17 protein-coding genes and 2 pseudogenes are annotated in these 18,864 nt (G+C 50.4%); 6 read left to right on the forward strand and 13 right to left on the reverse strand.

The features are described 5' to 3' along the window. Together QVP67_RS07170 and QVP67_RS07175 are read right to left on the reverse strand one after the other, a co-directional pair. Nucleotides 1–463 (reverse strand): annotated as a pseudogene (locus tag QVP67_RS07170) (butyrate kinase); the annotation flags it as partial. 57 nt (nucleotides 464–520) lie between these two features. Beyond that, nucleotides 521–1,472: pseudogene (locus tag QVP67_RS07175) on the reverse strand (phosphate acyltransferase). A gap of 433 nt (nucleotides 1,473–1,905) precedes the next feature. On the opposite strand from QVP67_RS07175, the gene QVP67_RS07180 reads away from it, so the two are divergent. The 5 genes from QVP67_RS07180 to QVP67_RS07200 all read left to right on the forward strand — a co-directional run bounded on the left by QVP67_RS07180 (nucleotide 1,906) and on the right by QVP67_RS07200 (nucleotide 7,028). Then, on the forward strand, nucleotides 1,906–2,847 hold the full coding sequence (locus tag QVP67_RS07180; RefSeq protein ID WP_288180002.1) for a S66 peptidase family protein: 942 nt from the start codon (nucleotides 1,906–1,908) through the stop codon (nucleotides 2,845–2,847). A 231-nt stretch (nucleotides 2,848–3,078) separates the two neighbouring features. Next, the gene (locus QVP67_RS07185) at nucleotides 3,079–4,083 is read left to right on the forward strand and encodes a M20 family metallopeptidase (RefSeq protein WP_022162889.1); all 1,005 of its coding nucleotides are present in this window, start codon (nucleotides 3,079–3,081) and stop codon (nucleotides 4,081–4,083) included. A gap of 222 nt (nucleotides 4,084–4,305) precedes the next feature. Continuing rightward, nucleotides 4,306–4,728 carry a SufE family protein gene (locus tag QVP67_RS07190; RefSeq protein ID WP_022162890.1) on the forward strand — a complete coding sequence of 141 codons (423 nt, stop codon included), beginning with the start codon at nucleotides 4,306–4,308 and terminating at the stop codon, nucleotides 4,726–4,728. Nucleotides 4,729–4,860: 132 nt separating this feature from the next. After that, nucleotides 4,861–5,742 (forward strand): hypothetical protein, encoded by an 882-nt coding sequence (locus tag QVP67_RS07195; RefSeq protein WP_022162891.1) that lies wholly within the window; start codon nucleotides 4,861–4,863, stop codon nucleotides 5,740–5,742. Further along, a complete protein-coding gene (locus QVP67_RS07200) occupies nucleotides 5,733–7,028 on the forward strand; it encodes an MBL fold metallo-hydrolase (protein ID WP_022162892.1) in 1,296 nt (431 codons plus the stop codon). The genes QVP67_RS07195 and QVP67_RS07200 overlap by 10 nt, the downstream gene beginning before the upstream one ends. Nucleotides 7,029–7,056: 28 nt before the next feature. Here the strand turns inward: QVP67_RS07200 and QVP67_RS07205 are convergent, their stop codons facing one another. From QVP67_RS07205 to QVP67_RS07255, 11 genes are all read right to left on the reverse strand, one after another. After that, nucleotides 7,057–8,577: a MutS-related protein gene (locus QVP67_RS07205; protein WP_288180003.1), complete on the reverse strand. Its 1,521-nt coding sequence runs from the start codon at nucleotides 8,575–8,577 to the stop codon at nucleotides 7,057–7,059. A 3-nt stretch (nucleotides 8,578–8,580) separates the two neighbouring features. Beyond that, nucleotides 8,581–8,790, reverse strand: a complete 210-nt coding sequence (locus QVP67_RS07210) for a helix-turn-helix domain-containing protein (protein WP_022162894.1) — start codon at nucleotides 8,788–8,790, stop codon at nucleotides 8,581–8,583. Between the two features lie 10 nt (nucleotides 8,791–8,800). After that, entirely contained in the window at nucleotides 8,801–9,250 is a 450-nt protein-coding gene (locus tag QVP67_RS07215; protein ID WP_022162895.1) for a hypothetical protein, read from the reverse strand. 19 nt (nucleotides 9,251–9,269) lie between these two features. After that, nucleotides 9,270–9,497 carry a hypothetical protein gene (locus QVP67_RS07220; RefSeq protein WP_022162896.1) on the reverse strand — a complete coding sequence of 76 codons (228 nt, stop codon included), beginning with the start codon at nucleotides 9,495–9,497 and terminating at the stop codon, nucleotides 9,270–9,272. 136 nt (nucleotides 9,498–9,633) lie between these two features. Continuing rightward, nucleotides 9,634–10,101 (reverse strand): DUF2975 domain-containing protein, encoded by a 468-nt coding sequence (locus tag QVP67_RS07225; protein WP_022162897.1) that lies wholly within the window; start codon nucleotides 10,099–10,101, stop codon nucleotides 9,634–9,636. Between the two features lie 12 nt (nucleotides 10,102–10,113). Beyond that, nucleotides 10,114–10,797, reverse strand: a complete 684-nt coding sequence (locus QVP67_RS07230) for a DUF2975 domain-containing protein (RefSeq protein WP_022162898.1) — start codon at nucleotides 10,795–10,797, stop codon at nucleotides 10,114–10,116. Then, nucleotides 10,794–11,591: a CPBP family intramembrane glutamic endopeptidase gene (locus QVP67_RS07235; RefSeq protein ID WP_022162899.1), complete on the reverse strand. Its 798-nt coding sequence runs from the start codon at nucleotides 11,589–11,591 to the stop codon at nucleotides 10,794–10,796. The genes QVP67_RS07230 and QVP67_RS07235 overlap by 4 nt, the downstream gene beginning before the upstream one ends. Nucleotides 11,592–12,341: 750 nt before the next feature. Then, nucleotides 12,342–13,970 (reverse strand): family 43 glycosylhydrolase, encoded by a 1,629-nt coding sequence (locus QVP67_RS07240; protein WP_022162901.1) that lies wholly within the window; start codon nucleotides 13,968–13,970, stop codon nucleotides 12,342–12,344. Nucleotides 13,971–14,357: 387 nt separating this feature from the next. Beyond that, complete coding sequence (locus QVP67_RS07245; protein ID WP_022162902.1) at nucleotides 14,358–15,278, reverse strand: bifunctional riboflavin kinase/FAD synthetase; 921 nt, start codon at nucleotides 15,276–15,278, stop codon at nucleotides 14,358–14,360. Beyond that, nucleotides 15,250–15,867: an HAD family hydrolase gene (locus QVP67_RS07250; RefSeq protein ID WP_022162903.1), complete on the reverse strand. Its 618-nt coding sequence runs from the start codon at nucleotides 15,865–15,867 to the stop codon at nucleotides 15,250–15,252. Before QVP67_RS07250 ends, QVP67_RS07245 begins: the two co-directional genes overlap by 29 nt. Beyond that, entirely contained in the window at nucleotides 15,867–18,548 is a 2,682-nt protein-coding gene (locus QVP67_RS07255; RefSeq protein ID WP_022162904.1) for a calcium-translocating P-type ATPase, PMCA-type, read from the reverse strand. The genes QVP67_RS07250 and QVP67_RS07255 overlap by 1 nt, the downstream gene beginning before the upstream one ends. Before the next feature lie 181 nt (nucleotides 18,549–18,729). Between QVP67_RS07255 and rd the strand changes: the two genes are divergently transcribed. Continuing rightward, a partial coding sequence (rd, locus tag QVP67_RS07260) for a rubredoxin (protein WP_288180005.1) occupies nucleotides 18,730–18,864 on the forward strand: 135 nt, incomplete at its 3' end.

Below are 18,864 nucleotides of genomic sequence, written 5' to 3' on the forward strand. Positions count from 1 at the left end.
TCAGCGCATGCCATATCACCACACGAGGCATCTGGGGCGAACCGGTGATGCGGGCTATTTCTTCAAGCTCGTCCACCACGCCGGGGTCGGCAATGAACGCGCGACAACCGGGAAGCATCACGGCCAGTTCGTGCGCTATCAGGCAGCCTAAGTTACAGGCATGGCTGCGCATGGCATGAGCAATGTCGTCGAGCATGGCATCGTTCACCTCGTACACGCCGCCGGGAATAGGCTTCAGCAATCCGCCCCGCCCCACGATGGCATCGAACTCGAAGGGGATGCCGTCGGCCTTCAGCTCTTCGAGCACCAGATTCTTGCGGAACTCAAACTGGTCGATGATGCGAGGAAATGCGGACAAATCGTCCACCGAATGCCGGATGCTGCGCACCAGACGGGGAACGTTATCTTCGTAAACGGCAATCTTCGTCGAAGTAGAGCCGGGGTTGATGACTAATATCTTCATGGAAATGGTGAATGATGAATGATAAATGGTGAATGGTTAAACGACTTGCTTCCTGCTTTATTCGTTCATGTCCTGTCCGTTGCTCGTCAGGCAGGCCATGGCGATGCTGTAGTACTTCGACAGTCCGCTGTCGCTGCGCGAGGGCAGCACCACCGGACAGATGGGGCCTTGCAGCAATCCGGCCATGTCGGCGTGCGAGAACAGGGAGACGGCTTTGTAGAAAGCGTTGCCCGACTCGATGTTGGGGAAGATGAGTACGTCGGCCTCGCCGTTGATGGGCGAAACGATGCCTTTGATGTCGCCGCTGGTCTTCTCGCACGAGGTTTTCACGTCCAGCGGACCGTCGATGATGACGTTGCCGAATTCGCCTGCTTCGGCCAGTTCGACGATGTTCACATAGTCCAGCGAATGGGGGAACTTGGCGCTCACCTTCTCCGTACAGTGTATCAGGGCGATGCGCGGCTGCTCGATGCCGAAGTGNNCGCGGCTGCTCGATGCCGAAGTGGCGGCAGGCGCGGATGGCGTACCAGATCATCTCAATGCGCTGCTGCAACGTAGGCCGCGGGATGACGGCGGCATCGGAGAAGAACAGCAGCTTGTCGTACGTAGGAATCTGCATCACGGCCAGGTGGGTCAGTATCTTGCCCTTGGGCAGCAGGCCTTTTTCCTTATCCAGAATGGCATGCAGCAGGTTGTCGGTATTGATGATGCCTTTCATCAGAATGTCCGCCCCGCCTTCGCGCACAATGCGCACCGCCTCGCGGGCAGCCTCGTCGGGGTCTTCAACGTGCAGCGTGTGCACATAGTCGGGATAGTTCTTCAGACTGGGATATTTCTCCAGAATAGCCGAATCGCCAATCATCAGAAACTCGGCTATGCCTTCTTCCAAAGCGCGGCTGATGGCATATTCCGTATTGGGGTCATTGGCACAAACAACGGCAATGCGTTTCCTTTTATTCAAGGTTTTCAAGTGGGCGGTCAACTGATCAAAATTCCGAATAGGTTCCATAACGTTAGATTTTTAGCAAATATCTGAAAAAATGTCGAAAATCAAAGCATACGACAGGGTAAAATTTCGTTCCGATAATATCATTTTGACAGAATAACGATAAAACAAACATTTTTTATGAAAAACAGGCAAGCCAGCCAAAAGGTTCGCTGTCCGCAACACTCCAGTATGCCCGGTTTATTCTCACAAGTATGAGAAGGATGTTCTCATAGGCATGAGAATAGTTTTCTCACAGTTATGAGAATAGTCTTCTCATAGGCGTGAGAACACTTTTCTCTCAGCGTGAGAACTGTTTTCTCTGCTGGAGAAAAGATTCTTCTCGTTGCGGGAAAAGAAAACCGACTGATACACAGCCGCCACAAAAAAACTAACCCCACCTTGTTTGCCCTGTGGCGAAATTGTGTACTTTTGCGGAAAAGTAGACGAAAAAGATATGAACAGCCTTATTTTCCCACCCTATCTGCACGAGGGCGACCGCGTAATCATCCTCTCCCCCTCGGGCAAAATAGACAAGGCCTTCCTGAAAGGAGCCCGGAAACGGCTCGAATCCTGGGGGCTGGAAGTGGTCATGGCCCGACATGCAGGCGGCTCGAACGGCACCTATGCCGGCACCATACAGCAACGGCTCGACGACCTGCAGGAAGCGATGGACGACGAGACGGCCAAAGTCATCTTCTGCAGCCGCGGCGGATACGGAGCCGTGCACCTGGTGGACAAGCTAGACTTCGGCCGCTTCCGCCAACACCCGAAGTGGCTCGTCGGTTTCAGCGACATCACTGCCCTGCACAACGTGTTTCAGGCCAACGGATTCGCCTCGCTTCATGCCCCCATGGCACGCCACCTGACCGTGGAGCCCGAAGACGACTTCTGCACACAAGCCCTGCGCGACATCCTCTTCGGACGAAATGCCACCCTCCGGACCGAGGACAACGACGGCACCGCTTTCGACTACGTATGTCCTGCCCATAAGCTGAACCACACGGGTACCTGCCAAGGCACGCTGCGCGGCGGCAATCTGGCCGTCTTCTACGGACTGCGCGGCACGCCCTACGACATTCCGCCCGAAGGCACCGTCCTCTTTATAGAAGATGTAGGCGAACGGCCGCACGCCGTGGAGCGGATGATGTACAACCTGAAGCTGGGAGGCGTGCTCGAACGGCTTTCGGGCCTCATCATCGGACAGTTCACCGAATACGAGGAAAACAAGTCGCTCGGCAAAGACCTGTACGGCGCACTGGCCGACGTGGTGAAGGAGTACGACTATCCCATTTGCTTCAACTTCCCCGTAGGCCACGTCACCATGAACCTGCCGCTGATCAACGGTGCCGGTGTCAGGCTGGAAGTGGGCCGGAAAGAAGTCAGGCTGAACTTTTAACCCTTAACTCAACTTTCGCAAGCTCAAGTTGCAGTTGACAAGCAACAAGTTGACGAGTTAACAAGGCGTTTGTAGCGAACCGTTTCAAGCGGCACTTTATCAAACAGGGCGTTCCAGCCTAGTAGACTTGTTAACTGAAGTCTTGTCAACTAATAAGTTGAGCACTTGCGAAACTTAAATTATTAATTTTTAATTGTTCATTTTTAATTGTCAATACCCAATTTATCAACAATGAAACGTCACTACACCTTACTTTCATGCTGCCTGCTGCTGGTGTTCGCAACCGTAGCATGCAGCAGCAATAAGAAATCGGCCGCCGACCAGACAGAAGATGTCGCCAAAGAAAAGGTCAACGTGCCGACCTTCAATGCCGACAGTGCTTACCAGTACGTGAAGACACAGGCCGACTTCGGTCCCCGCGTGCCCAACACAACTGCCCACAAAGCCTGCGGCGAATACTTGGCTTCCAAGCTGGAGCAGTTCGGAGCCAAAGTCTACAACCAATACGCCGACCTCGTGGCCTACGACGGCACCCTGCTGAAGTCGCGCAACATCATCGGTGCCTACAACCCCGACAGCCGTCGGCGCGTACTGCTCTGTGCCCACTGGGACAGTCGCCCCTATGCCGACGAAGACGATGACGACAAGAAGCATCAGACGCCCATCATAGGAGCCAACGACGGAGCCAGCGGTGTAGGCGTACTGCTGGAGGTAGCGCGCCAGCTGCAACAGCAGGCACCCACCATCGGCATCGACATCATCTTCTTCGATGCCGAAGACTACGGCATTCCTACCTTCTACAAAGGTCAGTACAAAGCCGACACTTGGTGTCTGGGCTCGCAATACTGGGGACGCATGCCTCACGTAGAAAACTACAATGCCCGCTACGGCATCCTACTGGACATGGTAGGCGGCAAAAACGCTACCTTCTATCAGGAACTCTTCTCCAAGCGCACAGCCAGCAAGCAGGTAAAGAAGATCTGGGACGCTGCCCACCGTCTGGGCTTCGAAAGCTTCTTCCCCAAGCAGGACGGCACCGAAGTGACCGACGACCACATGTACGTCTACAACCTGCGTAAGATTCCCTGCGTGGACATCATCAACTACGACCCCAACTGCGACACCGGCTTCGGCGACTTCTGGCACACCATCGACGACAATATGGACGTGATAGACAAAGGTACGCTCAACGCCGTTGGCCAGACAGTGCTGGAGGTGATTTATAACGAGAAGTAAACTTAAGGGACGAGGGGACAAGTTGACGAGGGACAAGTTGACGAGGGAACAAAGGGAGTGGTTAACGAGGGAACAAGGAGACAAGGGAACAAGCCCACCCCTCGTAGTCTGAAGCCTCGTCCCCTCGTCAACAAAACTCTCCCTTCCTCGTAGCCTCGTTAACTCGTCAACTTGTCAACTAAACTAAAAACTAAAGAACTTAAAAACTAAAAACCTCACAATATGACCATCAACGAAATGCAAGACGAAGTAATCGCCGAATTCAGCGATTTCGACGATTGGATGGACCGCTACCAGTTGCTCATCGACTTGGGCAACGAACAGCAACCCCTTGACGAAAAGTACAAGACCGACCAAAACCTGATTGAAGGTTGCCAAAGCCGCGTATGGCTGCAAGCCGACGAACAGGACGGCAAAATCATCTTCCAGGCCGAAAGCGATGCCCTGATCGTGAAAGGCATCATTGCCCTGCTCATCAAAGTGCTTTCCAGCCACACCCCCGACGAAATACTGGAAGCCGACCTCTATTTCATCCCTCAGATCGGCCTGCAAGAACATCTTTCCCCCACCCGCAGCAACGGCCTGCTGGCCATGGTGAAGCAGATGCGGATGTATGCGCTGGCGTTTAAGGCGAAGGAAGGATAAAATAAGAGCAGATCAAAAATAAGTAATAAAATCACAAGAGTGTATCGAAACTCAGTATAGTATCTGACTCCCCTCCTTCTAGAAGGAGGAGAGTTCAGATACCTTTGTTTTAACACACTCTCTAAGAAAGACATGCCCAGACAAAAGACAAACGGTACATTTGCCTCGCTGCAGGAAGAACACCACCTATGGAAAGCACTGGAAGAAAAGCCGCTGTGGTGGAGGAATATCCTGAACGATCCCGAGCTTTATGTGGAAGTACGCAAAGACAATTATATCAATGTCTATTATTATGGCGGATGCGTAGCCCTTATCCAATGGTCAAATGGCCATATAGTGGCAGAAATACATAAAAAATACACAACCGATCTCTTCGACACAAAAGAGCCGACTATAACCTCCAACTACTATGATTGCCAAGAACTGTTCCAAAGTCAAGAAGGATTGGAAGCAATAAAAAGAAGAATTAGCCAAGTATATCACAAACTTCCTGCACAAGAAGACGTAAACAACCGGAAGAACATCCATATATCCAGTGAAAAAATTGTGCAAGGAGAATTGATACTGTGCAACAGAAACCGCTACATCGATTCAGAACTGGCTCATCAGACCGAAGGAAGGAAAACCATGCGTATCGACTTAGTAGAGTTGAAACATCAGACATTGTTTTTCGTAGAGCTGAAACTTATCACCGACAGCCGGCTCAGGCACTTAGACAGTCAGCCTGAAATCATAGCGCAAATGAAGAAATATCACGATTTCATCAACAGCTATCAGGAAGATATCATCAGTTACTATCGGAAAACACTGCAAATCAAAAGAAGAATAGGCATATGGACTGGCGAACCTATAATAAAAGAAGTATCGCACAAACCCGAACTGCTGATTATTGATACCTATTCCCAAATGACGAAAGGCAGAGAAACAAGAATAGCAAATATCCGCGAACTACTGGAAACGGGACAACAGCATTTCAATTTTTTCATTCAGAAATACCAGCAATTATGCAAATAACCATCCAACGTCCTACACAGATTGGAGGACAAATGACCCGTATATCCACCCACTCCACCAGTATCATTATTGACTTGGGACATAACCTGCCCAGCAATGACGATAAAGATGCCTTGGATAACGACAGCACAATAGCAGAACTTACCCAAGGCTGCTCGGCTATACTCTATACGCACTATCACGGCGACCACATCGGACTGTTTCACCGTGTACCGGATAGTATTCCCCAATACATCGGTCCTGTAGCCAAACAAATTGTTTGCAGGAAATACCAACAATTATGCTGCCTTCCCGAAAAAGAATGTAGCGCTGCATTCAAACATGCTTTCAGAACCGCCTCGAACATGAAGATCTTTCAAGCAAAGCAAACATTGCACTTTGGGGATATCGCCATCACACCTTACTTTGTCAGCCATTCCGCATACGACTCCTATATGTTTCTAATTGAAGCGGAAGGGAAAAAGATTCTGCATACCGGTGACTTCAGAGGGCATGGATATCTGAGCAAGGGACTGGAAGCCACGCTGAAATACTTTGTCGGACAAGTTGATGTACTCATCATCGAGGGTACCATGCTTGCACGTCCGGAAGAGAAAGTCCGAACAGAAATGGAGCTATGCCAAGAAGCCACAAAACAAATGAATGTTCACAAGTATTCATTTATCCATTGCTCATCCACAGACATCGAACGGCTAGCCAGTTTTAAGAATGCCAACAACCGGATAATACCTAAGCGGGCACTCATAACAGATGCTTTCCAAAAAGACATCCTTGACTTGTTTTCCCGAACAGCAGGGAAGCAATCATCTTGTTTTGACTTCGGACAAGTCTTCACATACAACGAGCATAATCAGAAACTGAAAGAATGGATGATCACAAACGGTTTTACAATGTTTGTCAGGGCCACCCCTAAATTCCACTCTTATCTGGACCACCTGCTACCCATTCTGCCAGCGACAGAAACTCTTTTCATCTACTCCATGTGGAATGGATATATAACCAATGGCAGTACACAAAATACCGAATACATCAGACTTCAAGAATACTTTGCCAATAACAAAATACTGCATCTGCATACCAGCGGACACGCCACAGCAGAAGTTCTTCGTAAAGTATGCAACCTAACCAACCCACGACTTGCCATCATTCCTATTCATCGGGAAAAATCCACAGACTTCAAGTCAATCGGTATCAGCCCATCATTACAAGAGAAAATCATAACCCAAGACTATTCAATGGAAGGTATAGACGTGATACTTGCCCCTACTTCCCATACCCGCCAATAAATTCTGAAAAACAACGATATACCCTTAGTCACCTCCCTTCCGCCCACCGGCGCGCCTCCTCCACTACTTCCGCAGGATAACCGTACAGCTCGATGATACGTATGGCATTGCGTTCGGTCACGGGGCCGGGTTTCAGCAGATAGTCGAAAGATAACTTATCGTCGGAAATGGTTTCGCAGAAATGGTAGAGGCTGTATTGTCCGGCAAGCAGGCTGGCCAGTTCGATGTCGTGCGTAGATGCAAAAACGACGTTTCTTTGAGTAGCCAGAGCAGCAAGTACAGCTTTTGCGATGGCAATTCTTTCGGTGGTATTGGTTCCCTTGAAAAGTTCGTCCAACAAGAAAAGGCAGCTGCCTTGTTTGCTCTGTTCCAACATCTCTTTCATCGTCTGTACTTCTTGGAGGAACAGGCTGCGTCCGGCCATCAGATCGTCCTCCACATGGATAGCTGAATGAAGTTTCGTATCAGATAACAGGCAGAAAGCCTCGGCAAAGCAGGTATCCAATGCCTTACCACACAGCACACTGACACCAACAGCCCGGATAAAGGTGGTCTTCCCCGACATGTTAGAGCCTGTAATCAATGCCGATTGCCCGCAAAGTGTCAGACTGTTAGACATGCAATCTTCCACCAGCGGATGATACAGTCCATCGGCACGGAACGTTTCTCCTTCCTTACAAGTCTTCAGACGAGTATGATAAGGAAGCTCATCGCGCAACACTGACACCGAACAAAGCACATCGACCATCCCCCAGAAACAGAAAACAGAATGAAGTGCCTCGCGTCTGCCCTCCAGCAAACGGAAAACCTTTGTCACGGAAATGACTTCACGCAGGAATACAATATTCAGCACCTCGGCCAGCAGCCATGCCAGCAGAGCCGCATCGCTCTCCAACCGGACTTGAAAACGGAAAGCTGACAATTTCTCCTGCAACGGGTGCAACGCCTGCAACGTACCGGCTATCTTTCCGTCAATCACCTGAACAAAGGGATACTTCAACAACTTTTCGCTCTGCTTCAACAAACGCCAAAGGCAAGGAATAGAAAAGAAATAGATCTGCAGCCACGACTTGTTGCGATAGTGCAGCCACAGATTCCCCATGAGCGAAACCGCCAACAATCCTATAAACCAAGGAGACGAAGTTACATAAAGCAAACCTAAAAACAGAATGGGAAGCAGTTGCATCACATAGAGCCAGCCCACCGGCCAGCCAAAAGGCAACACTTTCTTTTCGTCAATCAGTTCAATCACGCGATAAGCATCGGAAGTATCCAATTTACGCAACAACTGCCGTACTTCCTCGCGCAAAGTTTTATCTGCCGTGAAGCTGTCCACCACCTCTTCGCAGCGACTGACGCCGGACACACGGTCGTAGCGCAACAGGCTGTAAAGATACTGTCTGCCAATGGCCGACGAAGTCCTGTCCACACGAACAAAGAGCGCTTCACCGTTCAGGTCGTCCCAAGTTTTGTCAGACAACAGTTCCTCCTTATCCGTCGCCGAACGATGACGGAAGTAAAGCATCTTTTCTCTATCGGCCGTTCCCATCATCTATTCCTCCTCTCTGTATTCCAGAATATCTCCCGGCTGACAGTCGAGCACCTTGCAAATGGCTTCGAGGGTAGAGAAACGGATGGCTTTTGCCTTACCCGTCTTTAGGATGGAAAGGTTGGCGGGAGTGATGTCTATCTTCTCGGCCAGCTCGCCCAAAGAAATCTTCCGGCGGGCCATCATTATATCTAAATTCACTACTATCGGCATAGGCAAAGGTTTAAATGGTTAAGTCCTGTTCCTCTTTCAGTTTCACAGCACGGCGGACAATCTTACCGACAAACTGCAACAGGAAACCAAACAGCAGGATGGTCATCCAGTCCAACGAATAGTTCCAGCTGTCGCTCAAACTATCACTCTCGCGTACAATCCCATTGCGTATCAGCATCAGCAGAATGATGAGATAACCGCTGAAATCCAACGAATTGGCCGTCTTATGGCTCAACAGGTTCCGACAATCCAACCGTAAGATGTTCACACAAAGCACCACCAAGGCCAGCAGGTTGCAGACATACGCCCAACCCAGTAAACGTTCATCTCCGCCTGCCTGTATCAGGCCGATTACCGGAACAGTATAATAGGCTATCACTGACAGCAATACGATACATACAATCCAAGGCAAACTGCCCATATCCTTGTAGCGCTGATACAACTTCTTAAATATTTTCATATCTATAATCCTCCCTTTATCATGTCAACCATGTAGTGCAATGCTTCACCCAACGGTGATACAGATACGACCAACCATAAATCCAAACTATTCCTCCGTAAATACGGATAAACTTAGCGTCTTTATCTACCCACAGGTTCATCACCAGAAAAAACACGAACGATGCTAACATCAACGTCAACAAAAGAAAACCGATGTAGCAGACACCTGCCACCCATTTGCGGTCGGTATGAAAAATAGTACTCATAGGTCTTTAAATTTAATTTAGTAAACAAGTTGACAAGACTTCAGACCACGAGGCCTTGTGGTCTTGTTAACTCGTCTCCTTGTCAACTTATCCCTCGTTTCCTTGTCAACTCATCCCTCGTTTCCTCATCAGCTTGTCAGATTGTCAAATCCTGCTCCTCCTGCATCCGTATGCCAATTTTGAACAGGCAGGCAATGAACAGAAAGAAGACACCCAGCAACAGATAAACCATCGGAATGGTGTTTCCGTCCATTGAGTCGGACAAAAAAGCATTGAAAGCCATCTGCAAGATACCATTACATTCCAGCACTACCCCAATGGTCATAATCAAATCTGAATTTAGTTTGGTAAAGACTAACCCTTTCTGCACATTGCGCAGCATCAGATAAATGAGTACGCTGCATACAACCATTGCTAACAACGTTACATTTTCGGGCAGTAGCTTTACAATCAGGTTATCAGTATTGTCCTTCCCCAAATCATAGCATAAATCCAGATTGCGAAAAAAGACGAAAAGCAGACTGCTGACACACATTATCATCAGACAATACATCACAAACTCCAGTTCTTCCTTCGAATTCTTCTTTCCAAATATATTTTTCATATTCCTATCTTCTTATATTGTCAAATCCTGTTCCTCCTTCATCTTCAGCCCGATGGCAAAGATTTCGGCCACAATGAGGGATATCAGTCCCAACAACAGATTGGTCACCTTGACCGAATCGGAAAGTATCAGCTCGTAAGACTCCAGCGAGAACACCTCGCGCAAGTTGCAAAGCGCCATGTATTCGGGCAACAGGACACAAACAAAAACGACAATGAGCAGAACGCCCAAACGGCGCAGGCGACGGACATTGCTCCAATTGAAGATATCCGAACGGTTGACCGACACCACTATACGGATGAACAGCACCAATGCCCAGATACTAGCCACCAGCACCAGGAAGCCCATCAGCGTAGAAGCCACCCTCTGCCAGACGGGTGTCTCCACCGGCACGCTTACCATCAGGTTCGAGTAGGCCATCGGGACGTATTGCCCCGTCTTCTCGTTGCGCACAGAATCGGTGAAGAACTCTCCCTTCCATTCACTCAGGAGTTTGGGAAGCAAAGAGACAGTTCTCATGTTGTTCACCTCTTCCAGTTTGGCATTGGTTTTACCTTCCTCCATTTCGCGCGCAGCATCCAATCCCATTTGGACGCCTTTTGTCATACCCAGCCCCATGTAGTAGAGCGACACGCCTACCGACCAGCTCATCACCAGCAGGACGATGGCACAAAGGATGTTCAGTCTTCTTTTCATAGCTTGTTATCTGTTGTTGTATTCGTTGCAAAAAGTTGATAAGCACTCAGTTTCTTCACCGAAAGAAGGAACAAGGCAAGCGCCACAACCGTCATAATCACCACCAGTGGCGTACCTAACAATTCGGTCATGCTTCCGGCTTCGGGATAGTTCAGACTGAGGAAAACCGAAAGGCTGTTGTTCAGAATATGAATCAGGATGCAGGCCACCAGACTCCGCGTACGCCAGTAAAGCCAAGCCAGCAGAATGCCTATCAGCGCTGCACTGACCACCTGAACAGGATTGATATGGACAATGCCGAAAAGCAAACCTGAAATCAGAATCGCCTTGGTCGGAGCATACTTCTGCAACAGGGCCTTCGTAATGGCTCCACGGTAGAGCAGTTCTTCCAATATCGGCCCTAACACGGCAATGCAAAGAATGCCCAACCAGCCGGACTGCAGCGCGTCGAACGTCTGTTTCATCAGGTCGGGCAGAAAACCCATTTGCGACACCATCGCGTCGGTCAGGAAAAGACCAGCCACACCGGCCAGCAGGCTCCACGTCAGGCATGACGGGGTAGTAAGCGAATACATCAGTCCGTCATCGGCTAAATGGCCTTTTCTCCACAAATAAAGCATCATGTAAACGATTCCCAACAACAGGGTCGGAGCTATAGTCAGCTTCTGCGCCACTTCCGCATCCATGCTGCCGGTTGTGATATAGACATAAAGCATACAGAACGGGCCTGCAGTAAGTGCACCCAATATCTGCATCAGGAAATAAATCAATGCCAATTTTATCGCTGTCTTCATCGTCGTTCTTCTTTTTTTAAATGATATATTATTTTGGCCTGCTACAAAGCATTTACTTTACAACCAACAGTTGGACGCAACCTTTACTCTGCCCTATTTTTACACCCGTATGGCCTCTGCCTTGCTGCCATGCATTTATGGCAATTACATTGACCAGTCCTGCTACTGCTATAATCGCCGTCATAACCAAAGCCTTCATATTACTACCTGTTTAAATGAATACTGTTTTTTGTTTTCAATTCCGTTTTTCGATAATCATTTATCGTTTTTCGATATGCAAATGAAATACTATTTTAGGAGAAAACAAAAGAAAAACAGAAAGAATTTATCGAAAAACAATAAATTTAATCTGTTTTGCAATAATACAAAGCTGAAAAGAAAGAAAACAAGCAGGAATATACCGGCTCAAGCACAGCCACATCTCTCAGGTAGAGACGCAAAATTTTGCGCCTCCCATACACGCTACAGCCACAAACACAGCAATAGAAAGGCTGCGCAAAGGGATGGTGTGTCAAAGCTTAGTATAGTATCTAACTCCCCTCCTTCTGGAAGGAGGGGTGCCCAACGGGCGGGGTGGTAGGTTTTACGACACGCTGTATATTAACACTTTATGCTTTCACCTACCACCTCCCCCTTCGGGTACTCACCCCCTCTTAACTCCCCCGTTATCGGGGGAGAACAACCTTCCAGAAGGAGGAGAGTTTCTGATACCTTTGCTTCACATAGGGATGAACTCCTGATAACCAATCATCAACGTTTAGCAAACACCAGGTTGTGAAGCTCGCAGAGGGAGCGGTCGGCCGTGGGCGACGAAAAGACGAAGAACAAAGCCTGCTTGCCCTTGAACTCCTTGGCCTTGGAGACACTGATACGCATCTCGGCAATCTGCTGCGGGGCATCTTTGCTGAGACGCAACGTACCTACTTTCACTCCGCCACGACTCGTCCAAGGACTGCCTACCATGACATCGATGGTACCCTCCACGCCCAGCGGCTTAAGGCTGAGCAACAGTTCCGCATCCTTGTCGGGATCGAGAAGGTCGAAGTTGAAGTACTTGTAGCCTACGATGGAACCTGCCGTATTGTTCACCACGGGATTGCTGTTGACACGCAGGTTATAAGGATCGTCGAAGTTCGTGGCATCGCCATAAGTGGGCTGCACGTACGAACCCGAGAAATAGAAATTAGGCCATTCGTGATAAGCCGGACGCGGCCCCGTGTAGTAACAGGCAATGCCGGCCGAATAGCGCTTGTAGGGATTCAGCCCGTCCGTCTCGAAGCCTTCGGACGTATATTCCCCTTCCGTGATCTCCACCTTGCCGCCCGCTCCTTCGGTCACCTTCACCTCAATGGGAGCCACCATGGCCTGACGGGCATACTCGTTGGTACCACACTGACGATGGTAGAACACGTACCAGTGGCCATTGATTTCGATGATACTGCCATGCGTGTTTCCGCCCGGCGTAGCTGTCAGAATGGGCTTGCCATCGGCATCCACATCGCGACCGCGGCCGTCGATCAGCGTGCCACCGTAAGTAAAAGGCCCCAGCGGATTGTCGCTGTAAGCATAGGCTAGCGTATAGTTGGTACCGGGAAAACCGAACTCGCCTTCGGCTGTCCAACGGCTATAAACAAATACATATTTATCCTTGATTTTACGGATGGACGATGCCTCGAAGAAGCGGAACACGCCGTCCTGCTTGCGGCTCGACACCATGTCTTTCACGGGTTGAGTACCGGGCTTCACGGTAGCCATTGTGGCAGGATCCAGTTCTGCACCCCACGACTCTTCGAAACCCCAGTAGCCGTACACACGACCGTCGTCATCGACCATTACCGCAGGGTCGAAAGCCAGCACGCCAGTTGTCGCTTTGGGCGACTCTTTACTCCAGTTGCATACCCGGAAAGGGCCGTCAGGACGGTCTGCCTTGGCCACCATGCCGTTGCGTCCGCCTGCCTGATTGTTCGGATAGAGATAATACGTCTTTTTCCCGTTTTTGTCTTTCACTTCCACCACGTCGGGAGCATAGAGCACGTCGCCCACACCACCGGCATTCAGCCATTCACCACGGGCATCGGTCTTCGACTCGAAGATAATGCCGTCGTAGCGCCAGTTGTTCAGATCGTCCACCGGAGCCGACCACACCACCTGCTCGCGTCCGCAGTACTCCGTCTTCATGGAGTCGTGCGAACCATAAACATAAACACGATACTTGCCCGGATGATCGGGATCTTCGAATACATAAGGTTCACCATCGGGAATGTATTCCCACAAAGGAAGGTAAGGATTGGCTGCCAGCACCACATCGGCCTGAAACCAGGACAAGGCTCCCAACAGAGCCAGTACAATCGTACGGATTGAGTAGTTTTTCTTGTTCATGTGTATTATAATTAAGTTATTCAAGTCCCCACATTCGTCTACCGCAAATATAGGAGATTTCTTTGAATAACGTTTCACATCCGGAACCTTTTTGGTAATGTTTCACCGCAAACTGCTGTCCTGTTGCGCATTACAGTGAAAGGTGAAACATGGAACATACTAATCAACGGTTGTGTGAAGGGTGAAACGAGCCTTCCGAAGCTCTCTTCCGAAAGGCTATTTTCAGACGCTTGCTCCCCTCGTGAGCGACACTTGCAATCCATTTGTTCGACACTTGCACGGCTCGCGAGCCGTACAAGTGTTGCTCGCGAGCCGTGCAAGTGTCCTGGAAAGCCCTTTTCTGAGGGTGTAAAATGCAGGTAATATAAGTGATTTCCGCTTCACGCTTTACGCGAAAAGCAGCTGCCGTGCCACAGCTTCATCCTTATGAAGCTGAGCCACGAGCTCGTCTACCGAAGCAAACTTCAGTTCGTCGCGAATGCGGCGTGCAAAGGAAAGGCGGAGCGGATGGTTGTAAATATCGGCTTGAAAATCGAAGATGTAGACCTCGATACTGCGGTTGGGACCGTTGTCCAGCGTAGGGCGATAGCCTATGCTCAGCATACCGCCATACTGACAGCCGTCGACCGTCACCCGAACGGCATACACCCCATCGGCAGGAACCAGCTTGTCGGCCTCGTCCACCCGAAGGTTGGCAGTAGGGAAACCCAGCGTATGCCCCACCCGATAGCCGCTTACCACCGTACCTTGCAGAAAATAATCGTACCCCAAACCACGCGCTGCCCCTGACACGTCGCCAACGCTGAGCAGACGGCGGATGCAGGAAGAACTGACCTCGCCGCCATCTTCGCAGTAGTAGGCCGAAGCCGGAAGTACCTCCATGCCCAGTTCTGCACCGTAGCGCACATAGTCGTCGAAACCTTCGCTGCGGTTGTGCCCAAACCGATGATCGTAGCCTATCACCAAAGCCTGAATCTGATACCGCTCTTTCAGCAGGGCCATGAAGTCGTGCGCCGAACAGCAGGCCAGTTCGGGGGTGAAATCGAGCATCAGGCAATAATCGACACCTGTAGCAGCCAGCAGTTCTTCCTTTTCGCGACAGGTAGTCAGCAGCTGCGGACAGTATTCGGGCTGCATCACCTTGCGCGGATGCACCGGAAACGTCACCACAGCCGACGCACAACGACGCTCGGCGGCCATAGCACGCACCTGTTCGATCAGGAACCGGTGTCCCCGATGCCCCCCGTCGAAGAAGCCGATGGTAGCTACTTTCGGGCAATTATCTGAAAAGTGGTCTCCAATCTTCATGAGGTTTCGGAGTATAAGTAGACAGTCCCAGCGATGCGGCCGACTGACAATTCTCTGCCGAGTCGTCGATAAACAGGGTTTCTTCGGCACACATACCGGCATCGGCCAGCACACGGCGGAAAATCTCGGCATCGGGTTTTGCCAGACGCATTTCGTAGGACAGGTAGATGCGTTCGAAGTAATCGTCTACTCCGTAGTCCTTGTAGCGGAACGCGTTGGCGCACGACCACAGCCAATGAATCTCGTTGGTGTTGCTCAGCAGGCATACCCGATAATGACGGCGCAGCTCCAGCAACATGTCGAGTTTATAAGAAGGAATGCTGACGAGGAAGCTGTTCCAGGCATCATCTATCTCGGCATCGGTCAGCGGGCGGCTGGACTTCGCACGGATTTCGTCACGAAACGCGGCACTGCTGATCAGCCCTTTCTCGTACTGCTGAAAGAAGTCCTGCTGATAGTACAGGCCCAGCATCTCTTCGACCCGCTCCAGTCCCAACTGAGCGAAGCGTTCGACACAACGTCCGCGGTCAAGATCAATCAGCACACCGCCGAAGTCGAAAATCAGGTTCTTTATATCTTTCTGTATCATTATTTTTTCTGCATTAAACGGCGAACCAGACGTACAATCTCGCCCACCCACAATACCAGCGATGACGAAGCAATGATTGCCAGCCATGTCATTCCGTCGAGCGGTTCGGTACGGAATACCGGCCCACCAAACTGTACAATCAGGAACTGTCCTACCAGAATGGCCAGTACGATGAACTCCATGCCGTAGGACTTGGAGATACCCTTAAAGGCCGAATCGGTTGTACCGAACACACGGGCGTTGAAGAGGTTCCAGAACTGGAGCATCACAAAGAAGGTGAAGAAGATGGTCAGTTCGCGCACCGTCATGCCCTGCCGTTCGAAGTAGAGCAGCATACCCATCAGCAGGCAGGCAAAAGCCAGTCCCACACCGAAGATCATCCGCTGCATGCTCCGGGTTATGATGAAATCGGTCGGCTTACGGGGTTTCTCCTTCATTACGCTTTCACTGGGCGGAATGGAAGCCAATGCCAAAGCGGCAAAGGTGTCCATGATGAGGTTCACCCACAGCATCTGCGTCACGGTGAGCGGCAGGTCGGTACCCACCAGCGAACCCAGCAACACGATGAACAGTGCTACGAAGTTGATGGTCAGCTGGAAGACAATGAAACGTTGTATATTTTTATAGAGCGAACGGCCCCACATGACGGCAGTGCCGATACTGTTGAACGAATCGTCGAGCAAGGTGATGTCGCTGGCTTCCTTAGCTACGGATGTACCCGTGCCCATCGAAAGGCCTACCTGTGCATGGTTCAGGGCGGGAGCATCGTTCGTACCGTCGCCCGTCACAGCCACCACAGCCCCCTTTTGCTGAAGCAGTTGCACGAGGCGTTGCTTATCCGTAGGCCGTGCACGCGACATGATTTTCAGATCCATCACACGTTCCAGCGCTTCTTCGTCGGTCAGGGCGGCAAAGTCGGCTCCGGTGATACGGTTACGTTCGGTATCTTCCGGTTTCCAAAGTCCTATCTGACGGGCTATTTCGGTAGCGGTACCCGGCGTGTCGCCTGTTACAATCTTCACACCGATACCAGCCGACTGACACTTCTGCACAGCGGCAGGCACATCGGGGCGGATGGGGTCGCTGATAGCTACCACACCCACGAACGAAAGATCGCCGTCGGCAGCCAGCGTAGCGCAGTCGCGCGTATCGTCATCGGCCACTACCTTATAAGCAAAGCCCAACGTACGCATGGCCATATTCTGATAGCCCAGCAACTGAGCCTCAACAGTCGGACGATAGGCTACGGCATCGGTACGTCCGCTGTCCAGCACTACGTCCTTGCACTTGCCTAATACGATTTCGGGCGCTCCTTTCATATACAGTACTTTCTTACCCAACAGAGGCGACTGCACCAGCGTAGCCATAAATTTACGTTCGGTCGAGAAAGTCAGCTGATCGACCACCTGAGCCGCTTCGCGCAACTGCAGATAGTCTTTCCCCTGCGCATTGAGCCAAAGCAACAAGGCTACTTCGGTAGGATTGCCTACACCTTTTACCTTCTCGCCGGGTACGACTTCTTCCAGAAAGGCAGTTGAATTGGCACTGATGCCTTCCATCACCACACGGCTCAATTCGTCGTCGGCCAGGTCGCTGCGGTTGTTCAACCCATAAAAGCTGGCTTCGTATACCTGCATCTGGTTCTGCGTCAGCGTACCGGTCTTGTCGGTACAGATAACGGTGATGGCACCCATCGTCTCGCAGGCATGCATCTTACGCACCAGATTGTTGGTAGAAAGCATACGGCGCATGTTCAGTGCCAGGCTCAGCGTAACACTCATCGGAAGTCCTTCGGGCACAGCCACCACAATCAGCGTAACGGCCATCATGAAGTATTTCAGCGTGGCCTGCAGGGCGGGCAGCCAGTCGGCAAAGGTGTGCAACGAAGAAAAGTCGTAGAAAAGGATGACGTCCTTCACAAAGAAAATGGCAAAAGCCAATCCAGCAGCCGTAAAACCGATCTTTCCGATCAGGTTGGCCAGCTTGGTGAGCTGTATATTAAGAGGTGTAGGTTCGGTGCTCTGTTCGGTGCTCTGACGGGCCACTTTACCAATCTCGGTTGCATCGCCTACTGCCTCGACACGCATCATGCCGTGACCGTCGACCACCGTCGTACCTCGCAACACGCGATTGGAAGCATACGTGGCTTCTTCATCGAAATCGGCTTCGACAGTTGTTTTCGAAACTACCGGCTCACCGGTCAGGTTGGATTCGTTGACCTGCAGGGAAACAGACTCCAGCAGTTCGCCGTCGGCAGGTATTTCTTCACCGGTTTCCAACAGTACGACATCGCCTACCACTACATCCTTGCGGGGTACTTCCTGCACGTGGCCGTTACGTATCACCTTGACCAGCGTCTCTTCGTTGACGGCATTCAGCAGGTCGAACTTCTTGTTGGCATCGTATTCGAAGAAGAAACCGATACCAGTAGCCAGCAAGATAGCAGCTATGATACCAATGGTTTCGGCATACTCGTTCTCGACTATCGAAATGATCAGCGAGAACAAGGCAGCTACAAGTAGCACTTTTACGACAGGATCCTGAAATTTCTCCAAATAGAGTTTGAAAAGAGAAGGGCGTTTGGGAGGAGTCAGCAAATTCACCCCATGTTCGGCACGGCTTTTGCGTACCTCTTCATCAGTCAGCCCGATGTGATTGGTATTTTCTTTCATTGCGCTCATGCAGATTGTTCATGTTTTTAATTAACCGAGCACAAAAGTACAACAATAATTCAGACAGTTAATATTATTAAATCTTTTTAGGAAAGAGGAACACGCCTGCCTCTGAACAATCAGCCTCCATTTTGCGTTTATAATTCGAGACTGAAAAATAAATTATTTAACCCCAAAAATGAAAGAAAATATGGATAAATACATCTGCACCGTATGCGAATATATCTACGACCCCGCGTTAGGCGATCCTGAAAACGGCATTGCACCCGGCACCGCATTCGAAGACCTGCCCGCCGACTGGGTATGTCCATTATGTGGCGTAGGG

Origin of the sequence: Bacteroides sp. CAG:633, from assembly GCF_000435115.1 — a bacterium.
In the GTDB taxonomy this organism is placed as follows: domain Bacteria; phylum Bacteroidota; class Bacteroidia; order Bacteroidales; family Bacteroidaceae; genus Bacteroides; species Bacteroides ndongoniae.

Bases quoted from the DNA above. Each gene is read 5' to 3' on its own strand.
- QVP67_RS07180 (WP_288180002.1), top strand. From the start codon at position 1,906: ATGAACAGCCTTATTTTCCCACCCTATCTGCACGAGGGCGACCGCGTA.
- QVP67_RS07185 (WP_022162889.1), top strand. From the start codon at position 3,079: ATGAAACGTCACTACACCTTACTTTCATGCTGCCTGCTGCTGGTGTTC.
- QVP67_RS07190 (WP_022162890.1), top strand. From the start codon at position 4,306: ATGACCATCAACGAAATGCAAGACGAAGTAATCGCCGAATTCAGCGAT.
- QVP67_RS07195 (WP_022162891.1), top strand. From the start codon at position 4,861: ATGCCCAGACAAAAGACAAACGGTACATTTGCCTCGCTGCAGGAAGAA.
- QVP67_RS07200 (WP_022162892.1), top strand. From the start codon at position 5,733: ATGCAAATAACCATCCAACGTCCTACACAGATTGGAGGACAAATGACC.
- QVP67_RS07205 (WP_288180003.1), bottom strand. From the start codon at position 8,577: ATGGGAACGGCCGATAGAGAAAAGATGCTTTACTTCCGTCATCGTTCG.
- QVP67_RS07210 (WP_022162894.1), bottom strand. From the start codon at position 8,790: ATGCCGATAGTAGTGAATTTAGATATAATGATGGCCCGCCGGAAGATT.
- QVP67_RS07215 (WP_022162895.1), bottom strand. From the start codon at position 9,250: ATGAAAATATTTAAGAAGTTGTATCAGCGCTACAAGGATATGGGCAGT.
- QVP67_RS07220 (WP_022162896.1), bottom strand. From the start codon at position 9,497: ATGAGTACTATTTTTCATACCGACCGCAAATGGGTGGCAGGTGTCTGC.
- QVP67_RS07225 (WP_022162897.1), bottom strand. From the start codon at position 10,101: ATGAAAAATATATTTGGAAAGAAGAATTCGAAGGAAGAACTGGAGTTT.
- QVP67_RS07230 (WP_022162898.1), bottom strand. From the start codon at position 10,797: ATGAAAAGAAGACTGAACATCCTTTGTGCCATCGTCCTGCTGGTGATG.
- QVP67_RS07235 (WP_022162899.1), bottom strand. From the start codon at position 11,591: ATGAAGACAGCGATAAAATTGGCATTGATTTATTTCCTGATGCAGATA.
- QVP67_RS07240 (WP_022162901.1), bottom strand. From the start codon at position 13,970: ATGAACAAGAAAAACTACTCAATCCGTACGATTGTACTGGCTCTGTTG.
- QVP67_RS07245 (WP_022162902.1), bottom strand. From the start codon at position 15,278: ATGAAGATTGGAGACCACTTTTCAGATAATTGCCCGAAAGTAGCTACC.
- QVP67_RS07250 (WP_022162903.1), bottom strand. From the start codon at position 15,867: ATGATACAGAAAGATATAAAGAACCTGATTTTCGACTTCGGCGGTGTG.
- QVP67_RS07255 (WP_022162904.1), bottom strand. From the start codon at position 18,548: ATGAGCGCAATGAAAGAAAATACCAATCACATCGGGCTGACTGATGAA.